The sequence below is a fragment of the Marinobacterium maritimum genome, from assembly GCF_039523155.1.
In the GTDB taxonomy this organism is placed as follows: domain Bacteria; phylum Pseudomonadota; class Gammaproteobacteria; order Pseudomonadales; family Balneatricaceae; genus Marinobacterium; species Marinobacterium maritimum.
In genome coordinates, this window is record NZ_BAAAET010000006.1 from 82,183 (window position 1) to 101,069 (window position 18,887).

Annotated in this window: 17 protein-coding genes; 13 read left to right on the top strand and 4 right to left on the bottom strand. The window is 57.7% G+C overall.

Annotation, left to right across the window (positions count from 1 at the left end):
• Positions 1–29 precede the first annotated feature (29 nt).
• Positions 30–605 carry a glutathione S-transferase family protein gene (locus ABD013_RS16860; protein WP_343808703.1) on the top strand — a complete coding sequence of 192 codons (576 nt, stop codon included), beginning with the start codon at positions 30–32 and terminating at the stop codon, positions 603–605.
• Between the two features lie 68 nt (positions 606–673).
• On the opposite strand, the gene gyrB is transcribed toward ABD013_RS16860, so the two are convergent.
• From gyrB to dnaA, 4 genes are read right to left on the bottom strand one after another with little or no spacing between them, the layout of a single operon-like run.
• On the bottom strand, positions 674–3,094 hold the full coding sequence (gyrB, locus tag ABD013_RS16865; protein WP_343808706.1) for a DNA topoisomerase (ATP-hydrolyzing) subunit B: 2,421 nt from the start codon (positions 3,092–3,094) through the stop codon (positions 674–676).
• Positions 3,091–4,200 carry a DNA replication/repair protein RecF gene (recF, locus tag ABD013_RS16870; protein ID WP_343808709.1) on the bottom strand — a complete coding sequence of 370 codons (1,110 nt, stop codon included), beginning with the start codon at positions 4,198–4,200 and terminating at the stop codon, positions 3,091–3,093. Before recF ends, gyrB begins: the two co-directional genes overlap by 4 nt.
• Before the next feature lie 43 nt (positions 4,201–4,243).
• Positions 4,244–5,347: a DNA polymerase III subunit beta gene (gene dnaN / locus ABD013_RS16875; protein WP_343808711.1), complete on the bottom strand. Its 1,104-nt coding sequence runs from the start codon at positions 5,345–5,347 to the stop codon at positions 4,244–4,246.
• A gap of 28 nt (positions 5,348–5,375) precedes the next feature.
• Positions 5,376–6,989 (bottom strand): chromosomal replication initiator protein DnaA, encoded by a 1,614-nt coding sequence (gene dnaA, locus ABD013_RS16880; RefSeq protein ID WP_343808714.1) that lies wholly within the window; start codon positions 6,987–6,989, stop codon positions 5,376–5,378.
• A gap of 481 nt (positions 6,990–7,470) precedes the next feature.
• On the opposite strand from dnaA, the gene rpmH reads away from it, so the two are divergent.
• The 12 genes from rpmH to atpB all read left to right on the top strand — a co-directional run bounded on the left by rpmH (position 7,471) and on the right by atpB (position 18,879).
• Entirely contained in the window at positions 7,471–7,605 is a 135-nt protein-coding gene (gene rpmH / locus ABD013_RS16885) for a 50S ribosomal protein L34 (RefSeq protein ID WP_104005388.1), read from the top strand.
• A gap of 30 nt (positions 7,606–7,635) precedes the next feature.
• Complete coding sequence (gene rnpA, locus ABD013_RS16890) at positions 7,636–8,001, top strand: ribonuclease P protein component (RefSeq protein ID WP_343808719.1); 366 nt, start codon at positions 7,636–7,638, stop codon at positions 7,999–8,001.
• Positions 8,002–8,022: 21 nt separating this feature from the next.
• On the top strand, positions 8,023–9,696 hold the full coding sequence (gene yidC / locus ABD013_RS16895) for a membrane protein insertase YidC (protein ID WP_343808721.1): 1,674 nt from the start codon (positions 8,023–8,025) through the stop codon (positions 9,694–9,696).
• Positions 9,697–9,778: 82 nt separating this feature from the next.
• Positions 9,779–11,146, top strand: a complete 1,368-nt coding sequence (gene mnmE / locus ABD013_RS16900) for a tRNA uridine-5-carboxymethylaminomethyl(34) synthesis GTPase MnmE (protein WP_343808723.1) — start codon at positions 9,779–9,781, stop codon at positions 11,144–11,146.
• A 99-nt stretch (positions 11,147–11,245) separates the two neighbouring features.
• On the top strand, positions 11,246–11,815 hold the full coding sequence (locus ABD013_RS16905) for a cytochrome b (protein ID WP_343808725.1): 570 nt from the start codon (positions 11,246–11,248) through the stop codon (positions 11,813–11,815).
• Between the two features lies 1 nt (position 11,816).
• The gene (locus ABD013_RS16910; RefSeq protein ID WP_343808727.1) at positions 11,817–12,395 is read left to right on the top strand and encodes a YceI family protein; all 579 of its coding nucleotides are present in this window, start codon (positions 11,817–11,819) and stop codon (positions 12,393–12,395) included.
• An 835-nt stretch (positions 12,396–13,230) separates the two neighbouring features.
• Positions 13,231–15,129, top strand: coding sequence for a tRNA uridine-5-carboxymethylaminomethyl(34) synthesis enzyme MnmG (gene mnmG, locus ABD013_RS16915; RefSeq protein ID WP_343808729.1), 1,899 nt, complete (start codon positions 13,231–13,233; stop codon positions 15,127–15,129).
• Positions 15,129–15,752 (top strand): 16S rRNA (guanine(527)-N(7))-methyltransferase RsmG, encoded by a 624-nt coding sequence (gene rsmG, locus ABD013_RS16920; RefSeq protein WP_343808731.1) that lies wholly within the window; start codon positions 15,129–15,131, stop codon positions 15,750–15,752. The genes mnmG and rsmG overlap by 1 nt, the downstream gene beginning before the upstream one ends.
• 2 nt (positions 15,753–15,754) lie before the next feature.
• On the top strand, positions 15,755–16,579 hold the full coding sequence (locus ABD013_RS16925; protein ID WP_343808733.1) for a ParA family protein: 825 nt from the start codon (positions 15,755–15,757) through the stop codon (positions 16,577–16,579).
• On the top strand, positions 16,580–17,476 hold the full coding sequence (locus tag ABD013_RS16930) for a ParB/RepB/Spo0J family partition protein (protein ID WP_343808735.1): 897 nt from the start codon (positions 16,580–16,582) through the stop codon (positions 17,474–17,476).
• Positions 17,477–17,542: 66 nt separating this feature from the next.
• On the top strand, positions 17,543–18,031 hold the full coding sequence (locus tag ABD013_RS16935; protein WP_343808737.1) for an ATP synthase subunit I: 489 nt from the start codon (positions 17,543–17,545) through the stop codon (positions 18,029–18,031).
• A gap of 26 nt (positions 18,032–18,057) precedes the next feature.
• Positions 18,058–18,879, top strand: coding sequence for a F0F1 ATP synthase subunit A (gene atpB, locus ABD013_RS16940; RefSeq protein ID WP_343808739.1), 822 nt, complete (start codon positions 18,058–18,060; stop codon positions 18,877–18,879).
• The last annotated feature ends 8 nt before the right edge of the window (positions 18,880–18,887 follow it).

Sequence of the window (18,887 nt, forward strand, 5' to 3'; positions counted from 1 at the left end):
CACGTGAAACCGACGAACAGGAGGGCCCCATGGAGCTGATTGGTTCAAACACATCCCCCTTTGTACGCCGTACACGCCTGCTGCTGGCCGGGCTCCCCTATACCTATACACAACTCGACATCTATGCCGAAGGCCGTTCGACCCTGGCCACACAGACACCGATAATGAAGATCCCGGTGCTGATCGACAACGAACAACCCATCTACGACTCACGCGTCATCGCGCGTTATCTACAGCAGATCCACGGCATTGGCGAGCCACTCAGCTGGGAGGAAGAGAACCGCATGACCATCATCGACGCGGTGCTCGATTCACTGGTGATGCTGTTGCTCAGTCAGCGTTCGGGACTGGATACCAGTACCGAGGTGATGATCTACCGCCTGCAGAGAGAGCGAATCAAGAGTTCACTGGCCACTCTGGAACACGAGGTGCTGGAAGGCAATTTCAGACTCTGGCGATACCCGGCCATCTGCCTGTACACGCTAATTGACTGGGCCGACTTCCGTGAACTGATCAACCTGAGAGACTACCCCATTCTGAAGGGGTTTCGGGATGAACATGCCAAGCGCGAAGAAGTTATCGCAACGGACCCCAGGTGGGGTTAGGACGGGTAAACAACGAACACAAAAAAGCCGCTCGAGTGAGCGGCTTTTTGCTTTCAGCCTGTACCGAATCAGATATCCAGGTTGGCCACGCTCAGCGCGTTGGACTCGATGAAGTTCCGGCGCGGCTCGACTTCGTCACCCATCAGTGTGGTGAACAGCTGGTCGGCAGCGATGGCATCATCGACCGTAACCTGCAGCATGCGACGCGCATCCGGATCCATGGTGGTTTCCCACAGCTGATCCGGGTTCATCTCACCGAGCCCCTTGTAGCGCTGGATGGTGTTGCCGCGACGGGACTGCTCAAGCAGCCAGCGAATGCCCTGGCCCAGTTCGGTGAGGGCAAAGCGACGCTCGCCACGCGCCAGATAGGCGCCATCATCGAGCAGAGACTGCAGTTCCTGACCCAGCTCGACGATCGCCTGGTAGTCACGAGAGCGGAAGAACTCCACATCCATGACATAGTCGGTATCCACGCCGTGCTGAATGATCTTGATCAGCGGCAGGTAGAGGCTGTGTTCACGGTCTTCCTGCAACGAACACTCGTAACGCTCACCACCATCCACGTAGTTGGCCAGTGCCTGGCACAGCTGCTCGGACCACTGGCGCACGGTATCCGCAGAAGAGAGCTGTTCAAGCTTCAGTGCCGGCAGGTAAAGCAGGCGCTTGAGCACTTCCTGCGGATAGACTCGGCTCAGCCGCTGACACATGCGCTCGACCTGACGGTAGCGAGTGATCAGGGTTTCCAGTGCCGGGCCTGAGATCGCCGGCGAGTCTTCGCTCGGGTAGAGGCTGGTGCCGTCCAGTGCACCCTGCAGCAGATGGTTATCCAGTGCCTCGTCGTCTTTCAGGTACTGTTCCTGCTTGCCCTTCTTGATCTTGTACAGCGGCGGCTGGGCGATATAGATGTGGCCACGCTCGATCAGCTCCGGCATCTGACGGAAGAAGAAGGTCAGCAACAGGGTGCGGATGTGCGAGCCATCCACGTCCGCATCGGTCATGATGATGATACGGTGGTAACGCAGTTTGTCCGGATTGAACTCTTCGCGGCCGATACCACAGCCCAGCGCGGTGATCAGGGTACCGACCTCGGCAGAGGTCAGCATCTTGTCAAAGCGCGCCTTCTCCACGTTGAGGATCTTACCCTTGAGCGGCAGGATCGCCTGGGTACGGCGGTCACGGCCCTGCTTGGCCGATCCGCCCGCGGAGTCACCCTCCACCAGGTAGAGTTCTGACAGCGCCGGGTCCTTTTCCTGGCAATCCGCCAGCTTGCCCGGCAGACCGGCCACGTCCAGCGCGCCCTTGCGACGGGTCATCTCACGCGCCTTGCGCGCCGCCTCACGGGCACGGGCGGCGTCGATCATCTTCTGAACGACGGCCTTGGCATCCTGGGGGTTCTCCAGCAGGTACTCCTGCAGCTGCAAACCCATCAGCTGCTCGACCGCGGTTTTCACCTCCGAGGAGACCAGCTTGTCCTTGGTCTGCGAGGAGAACTTGGGATCAGGCACCTTGACCGAGATGATCGCGGTCAGGCCTTCACGGCTGTCATCACCACTGGTGCTGACCTTGCCGTTCTTGTTCAGCTGCTCCTGCTCGATGTAGCTGTTCAGGCTGCGGGTCAGCGCCGTACGGAAGCCGGACAGGTGGGTACCGCCATCACGCTGGGGAATGTTGTTGGCAAAGCAGTGCAGGCTTTCCTGGAAACTGTCGTTCCACTGCATCGCCACCTCAACGCCGACGCCGTTCTCGTGCATCAGGTTGAAATGGAAGATCTTGTTCACCGGCGACTTGTTCTGGTTGAGGAACTCAACGAACGCCCCCAGGCCGCCTTCGTACTCAAACACCTCTTCTCGGCCACTGCGCTCGTCCTTCAGGCGGATACGCACGCCGGAGTTAAGGAAGGAGAGTTCACGCAGGCGCTTGGCCAAAATGTCGTACTGGAACTGGATGTTGCTGAACGTATCTTCCGATGGCTTGAAGCGGACAATGGTGCCGGTCTGTTCGGTTTCACCGACCACCGCCAGCGGCGCTTCAGGCACACCGTGGTGATAGATCTGCTCATGCACCTGGCCAGCGCGACGGATAGTCAGCTTGAGGTCGGAGGAGAGGGCGTTGACCACGGATACACCTACACCATGAAGACCACCGGACACCTTGTAGGTGTTGTCGTCGAACTTGCCGCCGGCGTGCAGCACGGTCATGATCACCTCGGCCGCCGAAACGCCTTCCTCTTCATGGATATCGGTGGGGATGCCGCGGCCGTTATCGGACACGGTCACGCTCTCGTCCGGGTGGATGGTCACACCGATCTCGGAGCAGAAGCCAGCCAGCGCCTCGTCGATACCATTGTCGACCAGCTCGAATACCATGTGATGCAGACCACTGCCATCATCGGTATCACCAATGTACATGCCCGGCCGCTTTCTGACCGCATCAAGCCCCTTGAGAACCTTGATACTGGACGAGTCGTAACTCTGGTTTTCACCACTCATGTTTGATCTCCTGGCGCACCTTCGTGCGTTAACGTACCGGATTCCACCCTGAACAATGCAACATCAGTGTCTGACTGCCAGATCCGGCTCAGCAGGCCGGGATCCACGCAGGTGATAAAGCACTGATTGGCACTCGCCTCCAAAAATTCACAAAACTGCCGGCAGTGGCGCTCATCGAGCTCCGACGGCAGGTCATCGATCAGATAGATGCAGGCGCGGTTGCTGAGGCGATGAAACAGCGCGCCCTGGGCCAGCCTGAATGCACTGACCACCAGTTTTTTCTGACCACGGGAAAGGCGGTCGGTGGCATTGAGGCTGCCAACCTTGAACCTGAGGTCCGCTCGCTGCGGTCCCAGGCTGGTAAAGCCCTGGCGCAGATCACGCTCGAAGCTTTCCGCCAGCAGCACCTCCAGTCCCTTCTTGCGATCCCAGCCCGGGCTGAACAGCAACCGTACTTCAACACCCTGCAGCAGTGCGCTCAACGCCGCTTCGAAGTCGGGCAGCAGGCGGTCGATATAGGCCTGGCGCAGTTCAGTCATCTGCTCGGCATAGTGGATCAGCTCGGCGTCCCAGACCTTACGGACGCGAGGGTCGATTTTACCACATTTCAGCAGGGAATTTCGCTGCTTGAGTGCGCGTCGGAAGCCGCGCCAGTGCTGAATGAACGCCGGATCAGCATGGAAGGCGCCCCAGTCGAGAAACTGGCGCCGAACCCCGGGGCTGCCGTCCAGCAGGTCAAAGGTATCGCTGTTGATCACCTGCAGTGGCAGCAGCTCCGCCAGATCGGTCGCACCCAGACTTTCCCCGGCAAACCGGGCCCGCACCTCACCCTCGAGGCTGCGCTCAACCCCCAGCGGCTTGACCTGTCCCTGGCCGAGAGGATCAGCCTGGGCAAATACCAAAGCCTGCTGCTGACCCTCCTGCAGCAGATGACGGAACTGGCTGCCACGGAAGGAGCGGGTGAGGCCAAGAAAATGGATCGCCTCCAGTACGCTGGTCTTGCCGCTGCCGTTGTCACCATGAAGGATATTGATACGGCTCAACGGGGTCAGGCTGACCGACGAGAGGTTGCGGATGTTCTGAATCTTGAGCTGCTTGAGCGGCATCGGGGTGCGGGAAGCAGGGCGCCCGGGTGGGCGCCCGAAAAGATCACATGCGCATCGGCATGACGACGTACAGCGCTTCGGGCTCATCATAGCCCTGAATCAGCGCACTGCTGTTGGAATCCAGCAGAGTGAAACGCACCACGTCGGAGTTGAGGATCGACAACACGTCGAGCAGGTAGTTGACGTTGAAGCCGATCTCCAGGTGACCGCCCTGGTAATCCACGGCCACGGTTTCTTCCGCTTCTTCCTGCTCAGGGTTATTCGCCATCACCTGCAGATAACCATCGTTCAAGGTCAGACGCACACCACGGTACTTCTCGTTGGAGAGGATGGCGATACGACTGAAGACCTGACGCAGCTCCTGACGGTCGCCGAGCAACTCCTTGTCGCCGTTGCGCGGGATCACGCGCTGGTAGTCGGGGAACTTGCCATCGACCAGTTTGGAGGTGAAGGTGAAGTCCCCCACGTTGGCACGAATGTGGTTGGCACCGATCACCAGCTTGACGTTCTCGTCACCACCCTGCAGCAGGCGAGCCAGCTCAAGGATACCCTTGCGCGGGACGATGATCTGCTGCTGAGAGCCGGTATCGGTCTGTACCGGGCTGACCGAGGTGGCCAGACGGTGGCCGTCGGTTGCCACACTGCGCAGTTCGCCATCCTTGACCTCAAGCAGCATGCCGTTGAGGTAGTAACGAACATCCTGCTGTGCCATGGAGAAACCGGTCTGCTCGATCAGGCGGCGCAACGCCGACTGCGGCAGCTGCAGTTCGAAGGTTTCCGGGCTGTCTTCCACGTTCGGGAACTCGTGCGCAGGCAGGGTCGACAAACTGAAACGACTGCGACCGGACTTGATCATCATCTTCTGACCGGAAAGCTCCAGCTCGATACGGGCATCGTCGGCCAGGGATTTGCAGATATCCATCAGCTTGCGGGCCGGCACGGTCACCGAACCGGCTTCAGCCGCTTCCTCCAGCTGTACGCGACCCACCAGTTCAACTTCCAGGTCGGTACCGGTCAGCGACAGCTGGTTGCCTTCAGCCACCAGCAGGATATTGGACAACACCGGCAGCGTCTGACGGCGTTCCACAACACCAGCGACCAGCTGCAGTGGTTTGATGAGCGCTTCGCGGGATATAACAAGTCTCATGATTCAGGCTACCCTGTCAGGTCCATCACTACGCCGTCAGATGACGCAGCAGGTTTTTGTAATCTTCAGCAATATCGGTATCGGTTTCACGCAGTTCCTTGATCTTGCGACAGGCATGCAACACTGTCGTATGATCTCGGCCACCAAACGCATTCCCGATCTCGGGCAAACTGTGGTTGGTCAGCTCTTTTGCCAGGCTCATCGCCATCTGGCGCGGCCGCGCCACCGAGCGGCTACGGCGTTTGGAGAGCAGATCTGCCACTTTGATCTTGTAGTAGTCAGCCACCACCCGCTGAATGTTATCAATACTAACCTGTTTGTCCTGCAACGCCAGCAGATCCTTCAGGGATTCCTTGATAAAGGGCGTATTGATCGCATTACCGGTGAAGTGAGCATTCGCTATCACCCGCTTCAGCGCACCTTCAAGCTCGCGCACGTTGGACCGGATCTTCTGCGCGAGGAAGAAGGCCGCATCATCCGGCAGGTTAACCTGCGCTTCCTGCGCCTTCTTCATCAGGATCGCGACCCGGGTCTCCAGTTCCGGCGGCTCGATCGCCACCGTCAGCCCCCAACCGAAACGTGATTTCAGTCGTTCCTCAACGCCGTGGATCTCTTTCGGATAGCGGTCACTGGTCAGGATCATCTGTTGACCACCTTCCAGCAGCGCATTGAAGGTATGGAAGAACTCCTCCTGGGAGCGCTCCTTGCCGGCAAAGAACTGGATATCGTCGATCAGCAGTGCATCCACCGAGCGGTAATAGCGTTTGAAGTCATTGATCGCGTTCAGCTGCAGCGCCTTTACCATGTCGGCCACGAAACGCTCGGAGTGCAGATAGACGATACGTGCGTTGGGGTTGCGCTTGAGCATCTCGGTGCCCACCGCGTGCATCAAGTGCGTTTTACCCAGGCCCACACCGCCATAGATAAACAGCGGGTTGTACGATCCCCCCGGGTTGTCGGCCACCTGCTGGGCGGCGGCCAGCGCCAGCTGGTTGGACTTGCCCTGCACGAAGGACTCGAAGGTAAACATCGGGTTGAGGTTGGACTGGTGACGCACACCGCCTTCAACCTCGACCCGGCGACCGCCCATGGGCTGAATGCCACCGGTGGTTTCAGGCTGCTCAAACTGATCAAAGAAGCCCATCTGCGGTGTTGGTTCGACAACCGGCTCACTCAGAGGCTCAGGTGCCTCGGGCTCGACCATCGCGGGCATAACGGCGGGAGCAGGAGCCGGTTCAGGCTCAGCCACCGGTTCATAGGTCGGTGCTGCACTGGGTACAGGAGCTGGAGCTGGTGCTTGAGTTGGCTGGCTAATCGGCGCCATGCGCTCAGCAGCCGGACGCGCTGCCCGCATACGGCCCGGGGCAGTGCGGGTACGGGGCATTGCCGCGCCCACCTGACCGGCCACATCCAGACGCACTTCGACACTCATATCGCCGATGGCTTCACAGACTGCCTGCTGGATGCGAGCCAGAAACTTGTCCGCCACCCAGTCCTTGACGAAGCGGTTCGGTGCCAGCAACAGCAGCTCATTGTCCGCACTGTCCTGCGCACGCAGAGGTCTGATCCAGGTGTTGAATTGCTGGGAGGGAAACTCCTGCTGCAAGGCTCTCAGGCACTGCTCCCAAAGATCAACTGACATCCATCTACTCCCGACCGCTCAGCCTACAGAGCCCAAGGGTGATCGTACTATATAAAGAAAGAAGACTATTCTAACGCCTCACAGAGTGGTTATCCACAGTAAATGCGGCTTTTGTGCAAAAAGATGAATAACCTTGAGTCGGCAGCCAAAATCCAGGATCACCCCGGTAAAAACCTGCCAAAAGTCCGCAAAATACAGTTTAAAAACACCTTTTATGCAGAGTTACCAACAGACCAAACTATTGTTTTTGCTTTGATAATAATAATTAACCCCAGAATATTGATTACAACATGAGTTTTCCCTTCTCACCTGCCTGTCTGCCGGTATTTTCAGGAGCTGAAACCTGCTCAGAGAAAGAATATGCGGCAAAGCACAAAAATTGTTTGCAAGATAACCAGCAATTCCATAAAATTTCGCGTCTCGATTTTGTACCCGTGGTTATCAGCCACCTCACGTACATCAGTGAAAGCAGGACTGAGCAATGAAAAGAACATTCCAACCCAGCGTTCTGAAACGCAAACGTAACCACGGCTTCCGTGCTCGCATGGCCACCAAAAATGGTCGTCAGGTTCTGAACCGTCGTCGCGCCAAAGGTCGTAAGCGTCTGTCTGCCTGATTCAGACTCTGTATAAGGTCGCATGACTGAATGACCGACTTCCGATATCCCCGCCAGTTGCGCTTGTTGACTGGTGGGGATTTCAAACGCGTTTTCGACCGTGCGGTCGTCAAAGTACCGGATCAGCACCTGCTGATTCTGGCCCGCCCCAACGATCTTGGACATCCCCGGATCGGCTTTGTCATATCCAAGAAAAATGTCCGTCGGGCGGTGCAACGCAACCGGGTTCGGCGTATCATTCGCGAATCGTTTCGCCTGCACCAGCATCAACTCCCGGCTCTCGACATGATCATTCTGGCCCGCAAGGGACTGGACGGTCTGGAAAACCCGGATTTGCATGCCATGATCAGGCGTTGCTGGACACGTGCCGGCAAAAAAGCCCGAAAGCTCACATAACAAACTGATGGTTCTACCACCATGGATGTACAGCGAGTCATATTGATCGCCGCTCTGGCACTGGTCTCCTACCTGATGGTGCTGCAGTGGAATGAAGATTATGGTCCTGCCCAGCACCAGCCGCAGCAGCAAGCGACCACCGTTTCCGCCTACAGCAACAGTGGCGACTCCCAAAGCATTGCCGAACTGCCCCAGGCATCCGATGCGTCTGCCAGTGCCGATATCCCGGTCACCGACAACAGCGCCGTTGCGGAAGCAGAAAGCGGTTCTCTGATCCATATCCGCACCGATGTGCTGGACCTGCTGGTCGACCCGCGTGGTGGCGACATCATCCAGGCCGCACTGCCGCAGCATGATGCGGTGCTGAACAGTGACCAGCCGTTCGTACTGCTGGAACAGAACAGCAACCGTACCTATGTTGCCCAAAGCGGTCTGATCGGCCAGGACGGCCCGGATGCGGCCAAGGGCGGTCGCCCGCTGTACACCAGCCAACAGACCGAATATGTGATGGATGGCGACAGCCTGAATGTCGACCTGGTCCTGACTACCGACAGCGGTGTTCAGGTGACCAAGCGCTTCAGTTTTGCCAAGGGTGAGTACAAGGTTGGCGTCGAGTTCATCGTCAACAACGGCTCCGCCGACGCTTTCGATGCCGTGCTCTTTGGCCAGATCAAGCGCGACGGCACCCCGGACCCGTCCCAGCAAACTTCCATGGGCATGCAGTCCTACCTGGGTGCTGTCTTCTCCACCGCCGAGAACAACTACCAGAAGGTTGACTTCGGCGACATGGATGAGGAGCGTTTCAAGACCAGCAGCCCGGATGGCTGGGTTGCCATGGTGCAGCACTACTTCCTCAGTGCCTGGATTCCGGCACCGGGTGCCGAATACACCTACCAGACACGCAAGCTGAACGGCAACTACATCGCCGGCTTCCTGTCACCGGACTTCAGCGTGGCACCGGGTCAGACCCAGACGGTCAGCGCGACCTTCTATGCCGGTCCGAAAGATGTCGACCAGCTGGAGCAGATTGCACCCAACCTGAACCTGACCATCGATTACGGCTGGCTCTGGTGGATCGCTTCGCCGCTGTACATGCTGCTCAAATGGATCCATTCCGTCGTTGGCAACTGGGGTCTGTCGATCATCGGCATCACCATCCTGGTCAAGGCCGCCCTGTTCCACCTGAATGCCAAGGCGTTCAAGTCGATGGCCAAGATGCGCAAGTTTGGCCCGGAAATGACGCGTCTGAAGGAACTCTATGGCGATGACCGCCAGAAGATGTCCCAGGAGATGATGAAGCTGTACCAGAAGGAGAAGATCAATCCGCTGGGCGGCTGTCTGCCGATCCTGGTACAGATGCCGGTGTTCATCGCGCTGTACTGGGTACTGATGGAATCCGTTGAGCTGCGCCACGCACCGTTCTTCGGCTACATCCAGGACCTGTCGCAGATGGACCCGTACTTCATCCTGCCGATCCTGATGGGTGTCACCATGTTCATCCAGCAGTCACTGAACCCGACTCCGCCTGACCCCATGCAGGCCAAGATGATGAAGATGCTGCCGATTCTGTTCACCTTCTTCTTCCTCTGGTTCCCGGCAGGTCTGGTACTGTACTGGCTGGTCAACAACATCCTGTCGATCGCTCAGCAGTGGGTGATCAACAAACAGATCGAAGCAGGCGCAGCGAAAGACTAACGTCCGCTTCCGCAGTAAAATAAAAGGCTCCTTCGGGAGCCTTTTTGCGTTTCAGAATCACGATCATGGCCAGGAGACTCACATGCTCAGCACTCAACAGGACACCATCGCCGCCCAGGCCACACCGCCCGGACGCGGCGGCGTCGGCATTATCCGTCTGTCCGGTCCACAGGCGCTGAGCATCGCCGAACAGCTGCTGGGCTTTTGCCCCAAACCGCGTTATGCCCACTACACGCCGTTCCTGGGCGAGGGCGGACAGGTGCTGGACCAGGGCATCGCGCTCTATTTCCCCAACCCGCACTCGTTTACCGGCGAGGACGTGGTCGAGCTGCAGGGTCACGGCGGCCCGGTGATCATCGACCTGCTGCTACAGCGCTGTATCGCCCTCGGCGCGCGCCTGGCACGTCCCGGCGAGTTCTCCGAACGCGCCTTCCTCAATGACAAGCTCGACCTGGCGCAGGCCGAGGCGATCGCCGACCTGATCGACAGCTCATCGGAACAGGCGGCTCGCTGTGCCTTGCGCTCGTTGCAGGGCGCCTTTTCCGAACGGGTACATGCACTTGTCGAGGCGCTGATTCAGCTGCGTATCTACGTCGAAGCCGCCATCGACTTCCCCGAGGAGGAGATCGACTTCCTCGCAGACGGCAAGGTGCAAAACGATCTTGATCTGATCCTGCAGCAACTCGGTGAAGTCCGTCAGGAAGCCCGCCAGGGCAGCCTGCTGCGCGAAGGCATGAACGTGGTGATCGCCGGTCGTCCCAACGCCGGCAAGTCGAGCCTGCTCAACGCCCTGGCCGGGCGTGAAACCGCTATCGTCACCGATATCGAGGGCACCACCCGAGACGTGCTGCGCGAACATATCCACATCGACGGCATGCCGCTGCATATCATCGATACCGCCGGCCTGAGGGATGCCCCTGATGCGGTGGAGCGCATTGGCATCGATCGCGCCTGGGAAGAGATCCGCAAGGCTGACCGCATTCTGATGATGGTGGACAGTACCCAGTCGGCCACCACCGACCCGGCCCAGCTCTGGCCCGAGCTGGCCGACCACCTGGACGACTTCAGCCATGTCACGCTGATCCGTAACAAGGCCGACCTGACCGGCGAGGCGATCGGTTTGACGCAACAGGGTGAGTACACACTGATCTCACTGAGCGCACGGCAAGAGCAGGGTGTGGATCTGCTGCGCCAGCATCTGAAAGAGGTGATGGGCTTCAGTAGCACCACCGAAGGCGGCTTCATGGCCCGCCGCCGCCACATCGATGCGCTGGAACGCGCCCGCGAGCTGCTCGATACCGGTGCCGAACAGCTGCAGCTGCATGGAGCCGGCGAGCTGTTGGCCGAGGATCTGCGTCAGGCACAGCAGGTACTGAGCGAGATCACCGGGGAATTCACCTCCGATGATCTGCTGGGACGTATCTTCAGCTCTTTCTGCATCGGTAAATAGCCCAAGTCATCAGCTTTTTAGATTATTCCCCTCCATTCATCACCATTTTTCTCCTCCGGGTGGGCTGGCACAATGAGCAGCTCAACCGGAGGATATTGCATGCAGTTCAACAACCATTCATCCGCCTATGGCTGGATCGCCATCCTGATCCACTGGAGCATGGCCATTGCCATTATCGGCCTCGCCATCCTTGGACTCTGGATGGTCGATTTGGGTTACTACAGTCCCTGGTATCAGGTTGCTCCCTTTTGGCACAAGAGTATCGGCCTGCTGCTGATCCCGCTGCTGCTGTTCAGACTCTACTGGCGTTGCCGTCAGCCTGTACCCCAGCCCCCCAAGAGCCACAGCGACTTGGAGCGACGGCTGGCACACCTCACACATCGGGCACTCTACGCCTTGCTGGCCGTAATCCTGACCAGCGGCTACCTGATTTCGACTGCCAAAGGAGAAGGCATCAGCCTGTTTGGCTGGTTCGAGATACCCGCACTGATCAGTGGACTGGAGCAGCAGGCCGATCTTGCCGGCCAGTTCCATTACTGGTCCGCCATCAGCGTACTGACTCTGACGGCACTTCATGCACTGGGCGCACTCAAACATCATGTTTATGATCGTGACACCACACTGGTACGCATGCTCAACCCCACGATTTCCACACACGAGGATCAATAAGATGAAGAAAACTCTGGGCACCCTGCTGCTGGGCGCTTCAATGGCATTGAGCAGCCTGTCCGTACAGGCCGCCGATTACACCATCGATACCCGCGGCCAGCACGCCTTCATTAATTTCAAGATCAGTCACCTGGGGTATAGCTGGCTCTATGGCCGCTTTAATGACTTCAGTGGCTCCTTCAGCTGGGATAGCACTAACCCTGAAGCCAGCCGAATCAGTGTCCAGATCGATCCAGCCAGTGTGGACAGCAATCATGCCGAGCGTGACAAGCATTTACGCGGCGAAAATTTCCTGGCTGTGGATGAATTTCCCAGTGCCAGTTTTACATCTTCCGCTGTCGAGACACTGAAGAACGGACGACTGGCTGTAACCGGCAACCTGACCTTGCATGGTGTCACCCGAGAAGTGGTCATCGATGCAGCTCCGATTGGTGAGGGTAAGGATCCCTGGGGCGGTTACCGTGCAGGCTTTGAGGGCAGCACCAAAATCCGCCTGGCCGACTTCAACATCCATGCTCAACTAGGCCCCGCTGCGGAAGAGGTCACCCTGATCCTCAGCATTGAGGGCATCCGTCAGTAACACCTGCCGCGGCCGATTCAGTCGGCCGCAATTTATTCACAAGCGAAATTTTTTCCCGCCTACCACTGATTTCCACAGCCACAGCCATACTTCCCCGAAGTGTATAAAACACATACAACTCAGAAAACCTGCGCCTGGCTCGCATGTTGAAAACTCATCTATTCACATAAAAGCACACAGGGCAGAATCAAGTAACATACTGATTTTAATGATTTCTATAGCTTAATCTTCTATTTAAAAATAAATTATGCACAAAAACAGGCCTCGCAGCGGGAACAAGTTATACAGTTCGCACACAGGGTTATTCACTGCGCCGATCACATTTTCTTGGGACGAATTGTTATCCACATCTCGCTTATCCCTAGGATATACTCTACTTATGCAGAGTGAACCAACAGAGTTGTTCGCCGCTCAAACTATGCACACAAGGCTGGGAAGTTGTTGTGATCATGACCGGTGAATAACTGTGTCTCATCACGGGATAACTTTACCCTGTGCATAATTGGCCATTCTGTACACATGCTGTCCTCAGGCGCTCACCAGCCTGAACCGTATTGGACAACAGGGTTTGTATAGTCGTAAGTAGCTGATGATAAAGAGAAAAACATGGATATCCCTGAAAACAGGGCTGCCTATATATAAAGAACAATAACAATCCTTTCTTATATATATCCTTTCTTCTTACTTATATATGTCCTGTATGTCCGTCAAAAGGTCATAAGGAAGGGCTGGCTAAATTTTGACCATTTCTTAACGCTTCCGGGAGCGCTATACTTGTCACCCTTTTCTCCGGCCAGTTTCGGCCAGCTCTAACCTGCAATATGTGAGGCCTTCAGTGGACTACCCTGACCGCTTTGATGTGATCGTGATTGGTGGCGGACATGCCGGCACCGAAGCTGCCCTGGCAGCCGCCCGCATCGGTGCCAAAACACTGCTTCTGACCCATAACATCGAGACGCTCGGACAGATGTCGTGCAACCCGGCCATTGGCGGGATTGGCAAAAGCCATTTGGTCAAGGAGATCGATGCTCTGGATGGCGCCATGGCCTGTGCCACCGATCGTGGTGGTATCCAGTTCCGAATACTTAATGCCCGCAAGGGACCGGCGGTCAGAGCCACCCGTGCCCAGGCGGACCGTGTGTTGTACAAGGCCGCGATTCGCTCCATTCTGGAAAACCAGCCCAATCTGCAGATCTTTCAGCAGGCGGCTGATGACCTGATCATGGAAGGGGAAACGGTGAAAGGGGTCGTCACCCAGACCGGCATCCGCTTTCATGCCCGTTCAGTGGTACTGACCGCAGGCACGTTCCTCGGAGGTGTCATCCATGTCGGTCTGGACAACCATGCCGGTGGGCGTGCGGGAGATCCGCCATCGGTCCGCCTGGCACAGCGATTACGTGAACTGCCGTTAAGGGTCGATCGTCTGAAAACAGGAACACCGCCACGTATCGATGCCCGCAGTGTCGATTTTTCGGTGATGCAGCCACAGCCGGGTGATACACCGACGCCGGTGATGTCATTCATGGGCAGTGTTGACGACCATCCGCAGCAGGTGAACTGCTACATCACGCACACCAACCTGCGCACCCACGACATCATCCGCGGTGGCCTCGATCGTTCACCAATGTACACCGGCGTGATCGAGGGAATCGGGCCGCGTTACTGTCCGTCCATCGAAGACAAGATCAACCGCTTTGCCGACAAGGACCAGCATCAGGTCTTCGTCGAACCCGAAGGGCTGACCACCCACGAGCTCTATCCCAACGGCATCTCAACCAGCCTGCCGTTCGATGTGCAGATGGAACTGGTGCGCTCCATTCGTGGCTTCGAGCATGCCCATATCACGCGACCGGGTTATGCCATCGAGTACGACTTCTTCAACCCCCAGGACCTGCGCCACACACTGGAAACCAAACATATCCAGGGGCTCTACTTTGCCGGTCAGATCAACGGTACGACCGGGTATGAAGAAGCGGGCGCTCAGGGACTGCTGGCCGGCTACAACGCCGCCGCCCGGGCATTGGACCGCGAAGCCTGGTATCCGCGTCGTGACGAGGCCTACATCGGCGTGATGGTCGATGACCTGATTACCCTGGGGACGTCTGAACCTTACCGCATGTTCACCAGCCGGGCGGAATACCGCCTGATCCTGCGCGAAGACAATGCCGACCTGCGCCTGACCGAAAAGGGCCGCGAACTGGGTCTGGTGGGTGATCAGCGCTGGGCGCGCTTCGAGGCCAAACGAGAAGCTATGGAGCAGGAGCTGCAACGGCTGAAAAATACTTGGGTGCATCCGAACACGCCGGAAGCCGAGCAGCTTGATGCGAAGCTGAAGACCGGTTTGAACCGGGAATACAATCTGGCCGATCTGATCAAGCGCCCCGAGCTGAACTACCCGGACGTGGCCAATCTCAAGGGCGAGCCGATCGAAGACGAGCAGGCGGCTGAGCAGGTCGAGATTCAGCTCAAGTATTCCGGCTATATCGAGCGTCAGAAAGGCGAGATCGAACAGATGCGTCGTCAGGAAAATACTCGCCTGCCGGATGACTTTGATTACGACCAGGTCAGTGGGTTGTCCAACGAACTCAAGCTGAAGCTGGGCCAGCAGCGTCCGGAGACCCTGGCGCAGGCATCCCGCATCCAGGGCATGACCCCGGCGGCGATCTCGCTGCTGCTGGTGTACCTGAAGAAACGTCAGCTCAACAAAAGCGTCAACAAGCAGGTAGCCGAGTAATGTCCGAATTCCGTGACCTTTTGCTGCGCGGCTTGAAACCGCTGCAGATTGAACTGGACGACAGCCAGATCGAGCGCCTGTTGGCCTACCACCAGATGCTGGTGAAGTGGAACAAGGCCTACAACCTCACCGCCGTGCGTGACCCGGCGCAGATGATTTCCCGTCACCTGGTCGACAGTCTCAGCGTACTGCCCTGGATCGGCGAAGGCCGCCTGCTGGACGTGGGCAGCGGGCCGGGTCTGCCCGGGATTCCACTGGCGATCTGTCGTCCCGATCTGCAGGTGACCACGCTGGACAGCAACGGCAAGAAGACCCGTTTTCAGGTACAGGTAAAGGCTGAACTGGGCCTGGACAACCTGACCGTGATCAATGGCCGCGTCGAGGTGGTCGACGCCGAACCGTTTGACATGGTGATCTCGCGCGCCTTTGCGTCCATTGCCGACATGCTCAACTTGAGCGGTCACCTGGCGGCTGATCAGGGTGTTTTTCTTGCCATGAAAGGGCTGTATCCTGAGTCCGAAATTGAACAGATGCCGGCAGGCTTTGTGCTCCGTGAAACTCACCGGCTACAACTGCCGGATACCGATGGCGAGCGGCACCTGCTGATTCTAGGGAGAGCATAGGCGTGGCCAAAATCATCACCATTACCAACCAGAAGGGCGGCGTGGGCAAGACAACCACCTGCGTCAATCTGGCGGCGTCACTGGCGGCGACTCACAAGCGGGTGCTGATGATTGACCTGGACCCTCAGGGGAACGCGACCATGGGCAGCGGCATCGACAAGCATCAGCTTGAGTGCTCGGTCTATGAGCTGCTCACCGATCAGGCCAGTGCGGCCGATGCGATCATCACTGAGACCCAGTGCGGCTACCATCTGATCGGTGCCAACGGGGACCTGACGGCCGCCGAAGTCGAACTGCTGCAGCTGCCGCGCCGTGAATTCCGGCTGAAAATGGCGTTGCTGCCGGTGATGGATGACTACGACTACATCCTGATCGACAACCCGCCATCACTGAACCTGCTGACCGTGAACGCGCTGGCCGCATCCGCCGGGGTGATCATCCCGATGCAGTGCGAGTATTACGCGCTGGAAGGGATCAGTGCTTTGGTCGGTACCATCAACAAGATCAACCAGCGCCTGAACCCCTCGCTGAAAATCGAGGGGATCCTGCGCACCATGTTCGATCCACGCATGAGCCTGACCAAGGATGTCTCGGCCCATCTGGTGGAGTATTTTGGTGACAAGGTTTATCGCACGGTGATTCCGCGCAATGTGCGTCTGGCGGAAGCGCCAAGCCACGGCTTGCCGGCGTTGCAGTATGACAAGAACTCGCGCGGTGCCCTGGCCTATCTGGCCCTGGCCGGTGAATTGATCCGGCGCACCGACCGTGAGCAGGCGGCCGAAACGGCCCCGACGGAAACAGCGTTGACGGAACAGGAAACAGAGTAAATGGTAGTGAAGAAACGCGGACTGGGACGGGGCCTGGATGCACTGCTGTCTGATGTGTCGGGTAGTCATGGCGATGGTGAGCAGGGTACGGCTGCTGCGGCGAAAGGCAGCGCGCAGGAGGGTAACCTGCGCGAACTGGCGGTAAACGTCATAGAACCGGGGCGTTATCAGCCACGACGGGACCTGAATCCCGAAGCGCTGGAAGAGCTGGCCAGCTCCATCCGCAGTCAGGGCGTGATGCAACCGATCGTAGTCCGTCCGATCGCGGATGAGCGCTACGAGATCATCGCTGGCGAGCGCCGTTGGCGTGCCAGCCAGATGGCCGGCTTGAACCAGATCCCGGTAATCATTCGCGACGTGCCGGACGAAGCCGCCATCGCGATGGCGTTGATCGAGAATATTCAGCGCGAAAACCTCAACCCGATCGAGGAAGCGATCGCACTGCAGCGCCTGCAAACCGAGTTCGAGCTGACTCAGCAACAGGTCGCCGATGCCGTGGGCAAGTCGCGCTCCACCATCACCAACCTGCTGCGCCTGATGAACCTGACACCGGAAGTCCGTACGCTGTTGGAGCATGGTGATCTGGAGATGGGTCATGCCCGAGCGCTGCTGGCGTTGCAGGGGCTGGTGCAGATTCGTGCCGCGGACGAAGTCGTGGCGAAAGAGCTGTCCGTGCGTCAGACCGAACAGCTGGTCAAGCGCTACCAGGGGCAGGCCGAAGCGCCTGCCAAACCCAAGCCCGAGGTGGACCCTGCGCTGGAACAGCTGGCAGGCTCCCTGTCACAGCGGTTGTCGACGGGTGTCAGCATTCGCAGTGGTGCCAACGGCAAGGGCAAGATCTCGATCGATTTCAAGTCCCGTGAGGAGCTTGAGGCGATCCTGCAGCTGATCTCATGACCCGGCGCACCAAGGACGCAGGAAGTTAAGACCTTAGTGCAAAACTGTCGGGATTGAGTTGAGAATGTGGGGGGGAATGCCTATAATCGGGCCGCAATTTGGGCACTGTTCAGGCTGGAAACAGGATCAGAATTGAGAAAAGGTGAGGCAGAACAGGCCCCGGCAGCACGCAGCCGTTATGGCCAGCGCAGCTTTCGCGGGTTTATGCGCATCTTTTTGTTACAGGCCGCGTTGATACTGATCGTATCTGCGGCCTGTTTGCTGCTCGGCACAGTGGAAGCCTACTCGGCTTTTCTGGGGGGCATGCTCTACCTGCTACCGAATTTGTATTTTACCTGGCGCGCGCTGGGTAACCGGAACGCCAACAGTGCACGCACCGTACTGGTCAGTATGTACGCGAGCGAAATAGGGAAAATGATGCTGGCGGTCGCGCTGTTCAGCGCAACCTTCATGCTGGTTCGACCTCTGAGCCCATTTTCCCTATTTGGCACCTTCATCTTGCTGCAACTATCCGGATGGATGCTGCAGATGAAGCTGTTCAAGACCGGTTCCTGAAAAACTTTGAATGAGAGAAGCTGAGAATGGCAAGTGGAACAGTTACATCCTCAGAATACATATCCCACCACCTGACCAACCTGACCTTCGGTAACCATCCCGAATCCGGTTGGGGTTTCGCACACAGTGCGCAGGAAGCTGCGGAGATGGGTTTCTGGGCGATCAACGTGGATAGCATGCTCTGGTCTGTTGGTCTGGGCCTCCTGTTTGTGTGGTTCTTCCGCAAGGTGGCCAAGGCGGTGACCTCTGGCGTTCCGGGTAACGCACAGAACTTCATTGAAACCATCATCGAGTTCATCGACGACAACGTGAAGGGTATCTTCCATCACAAGAATCCGGTGATCGCGCCACTGGCGCTGACCATCTTCGTCTGGATCTTCCTGATGAACCTGATGGACCTGGTGCCGATCGACTGGATTCCGTACGTTGCCGGCCAGATGGGTATTCACTTCTTCAAGATCGTACCGACTACCGATGTTAACGTGACCGGTGGCATGGCATTCAGCGTCTTTGCCCTGATCGTGTACTACAGCATCAAGCAGAAAGGTGTTGGCGGCTTCCTGAAAGAGCTGTCCTTCCAGCCGCTGCCGAAAATTTTCGCACCGTTCAACCTGTTCCTGGAAATCGTCGGTCTGCTGGCCAAGCCGGTATCTCTGGCACTGCGACTCTTCGGTAACATGTATGCCGGTGAAATGATCTTTATCCTGATCGCGCTGCTGCCGTTCTGGGCTCAGTGGGTACTGTCCGTGCCCTGGGCGATCTTCCACATTCTGGTCATCACGCTGCAGGCGTTCATCTTCATGGTCCTGACGATTGTCTACCTGGCCATGGCTCACGATGATCACTGAGTGCGATC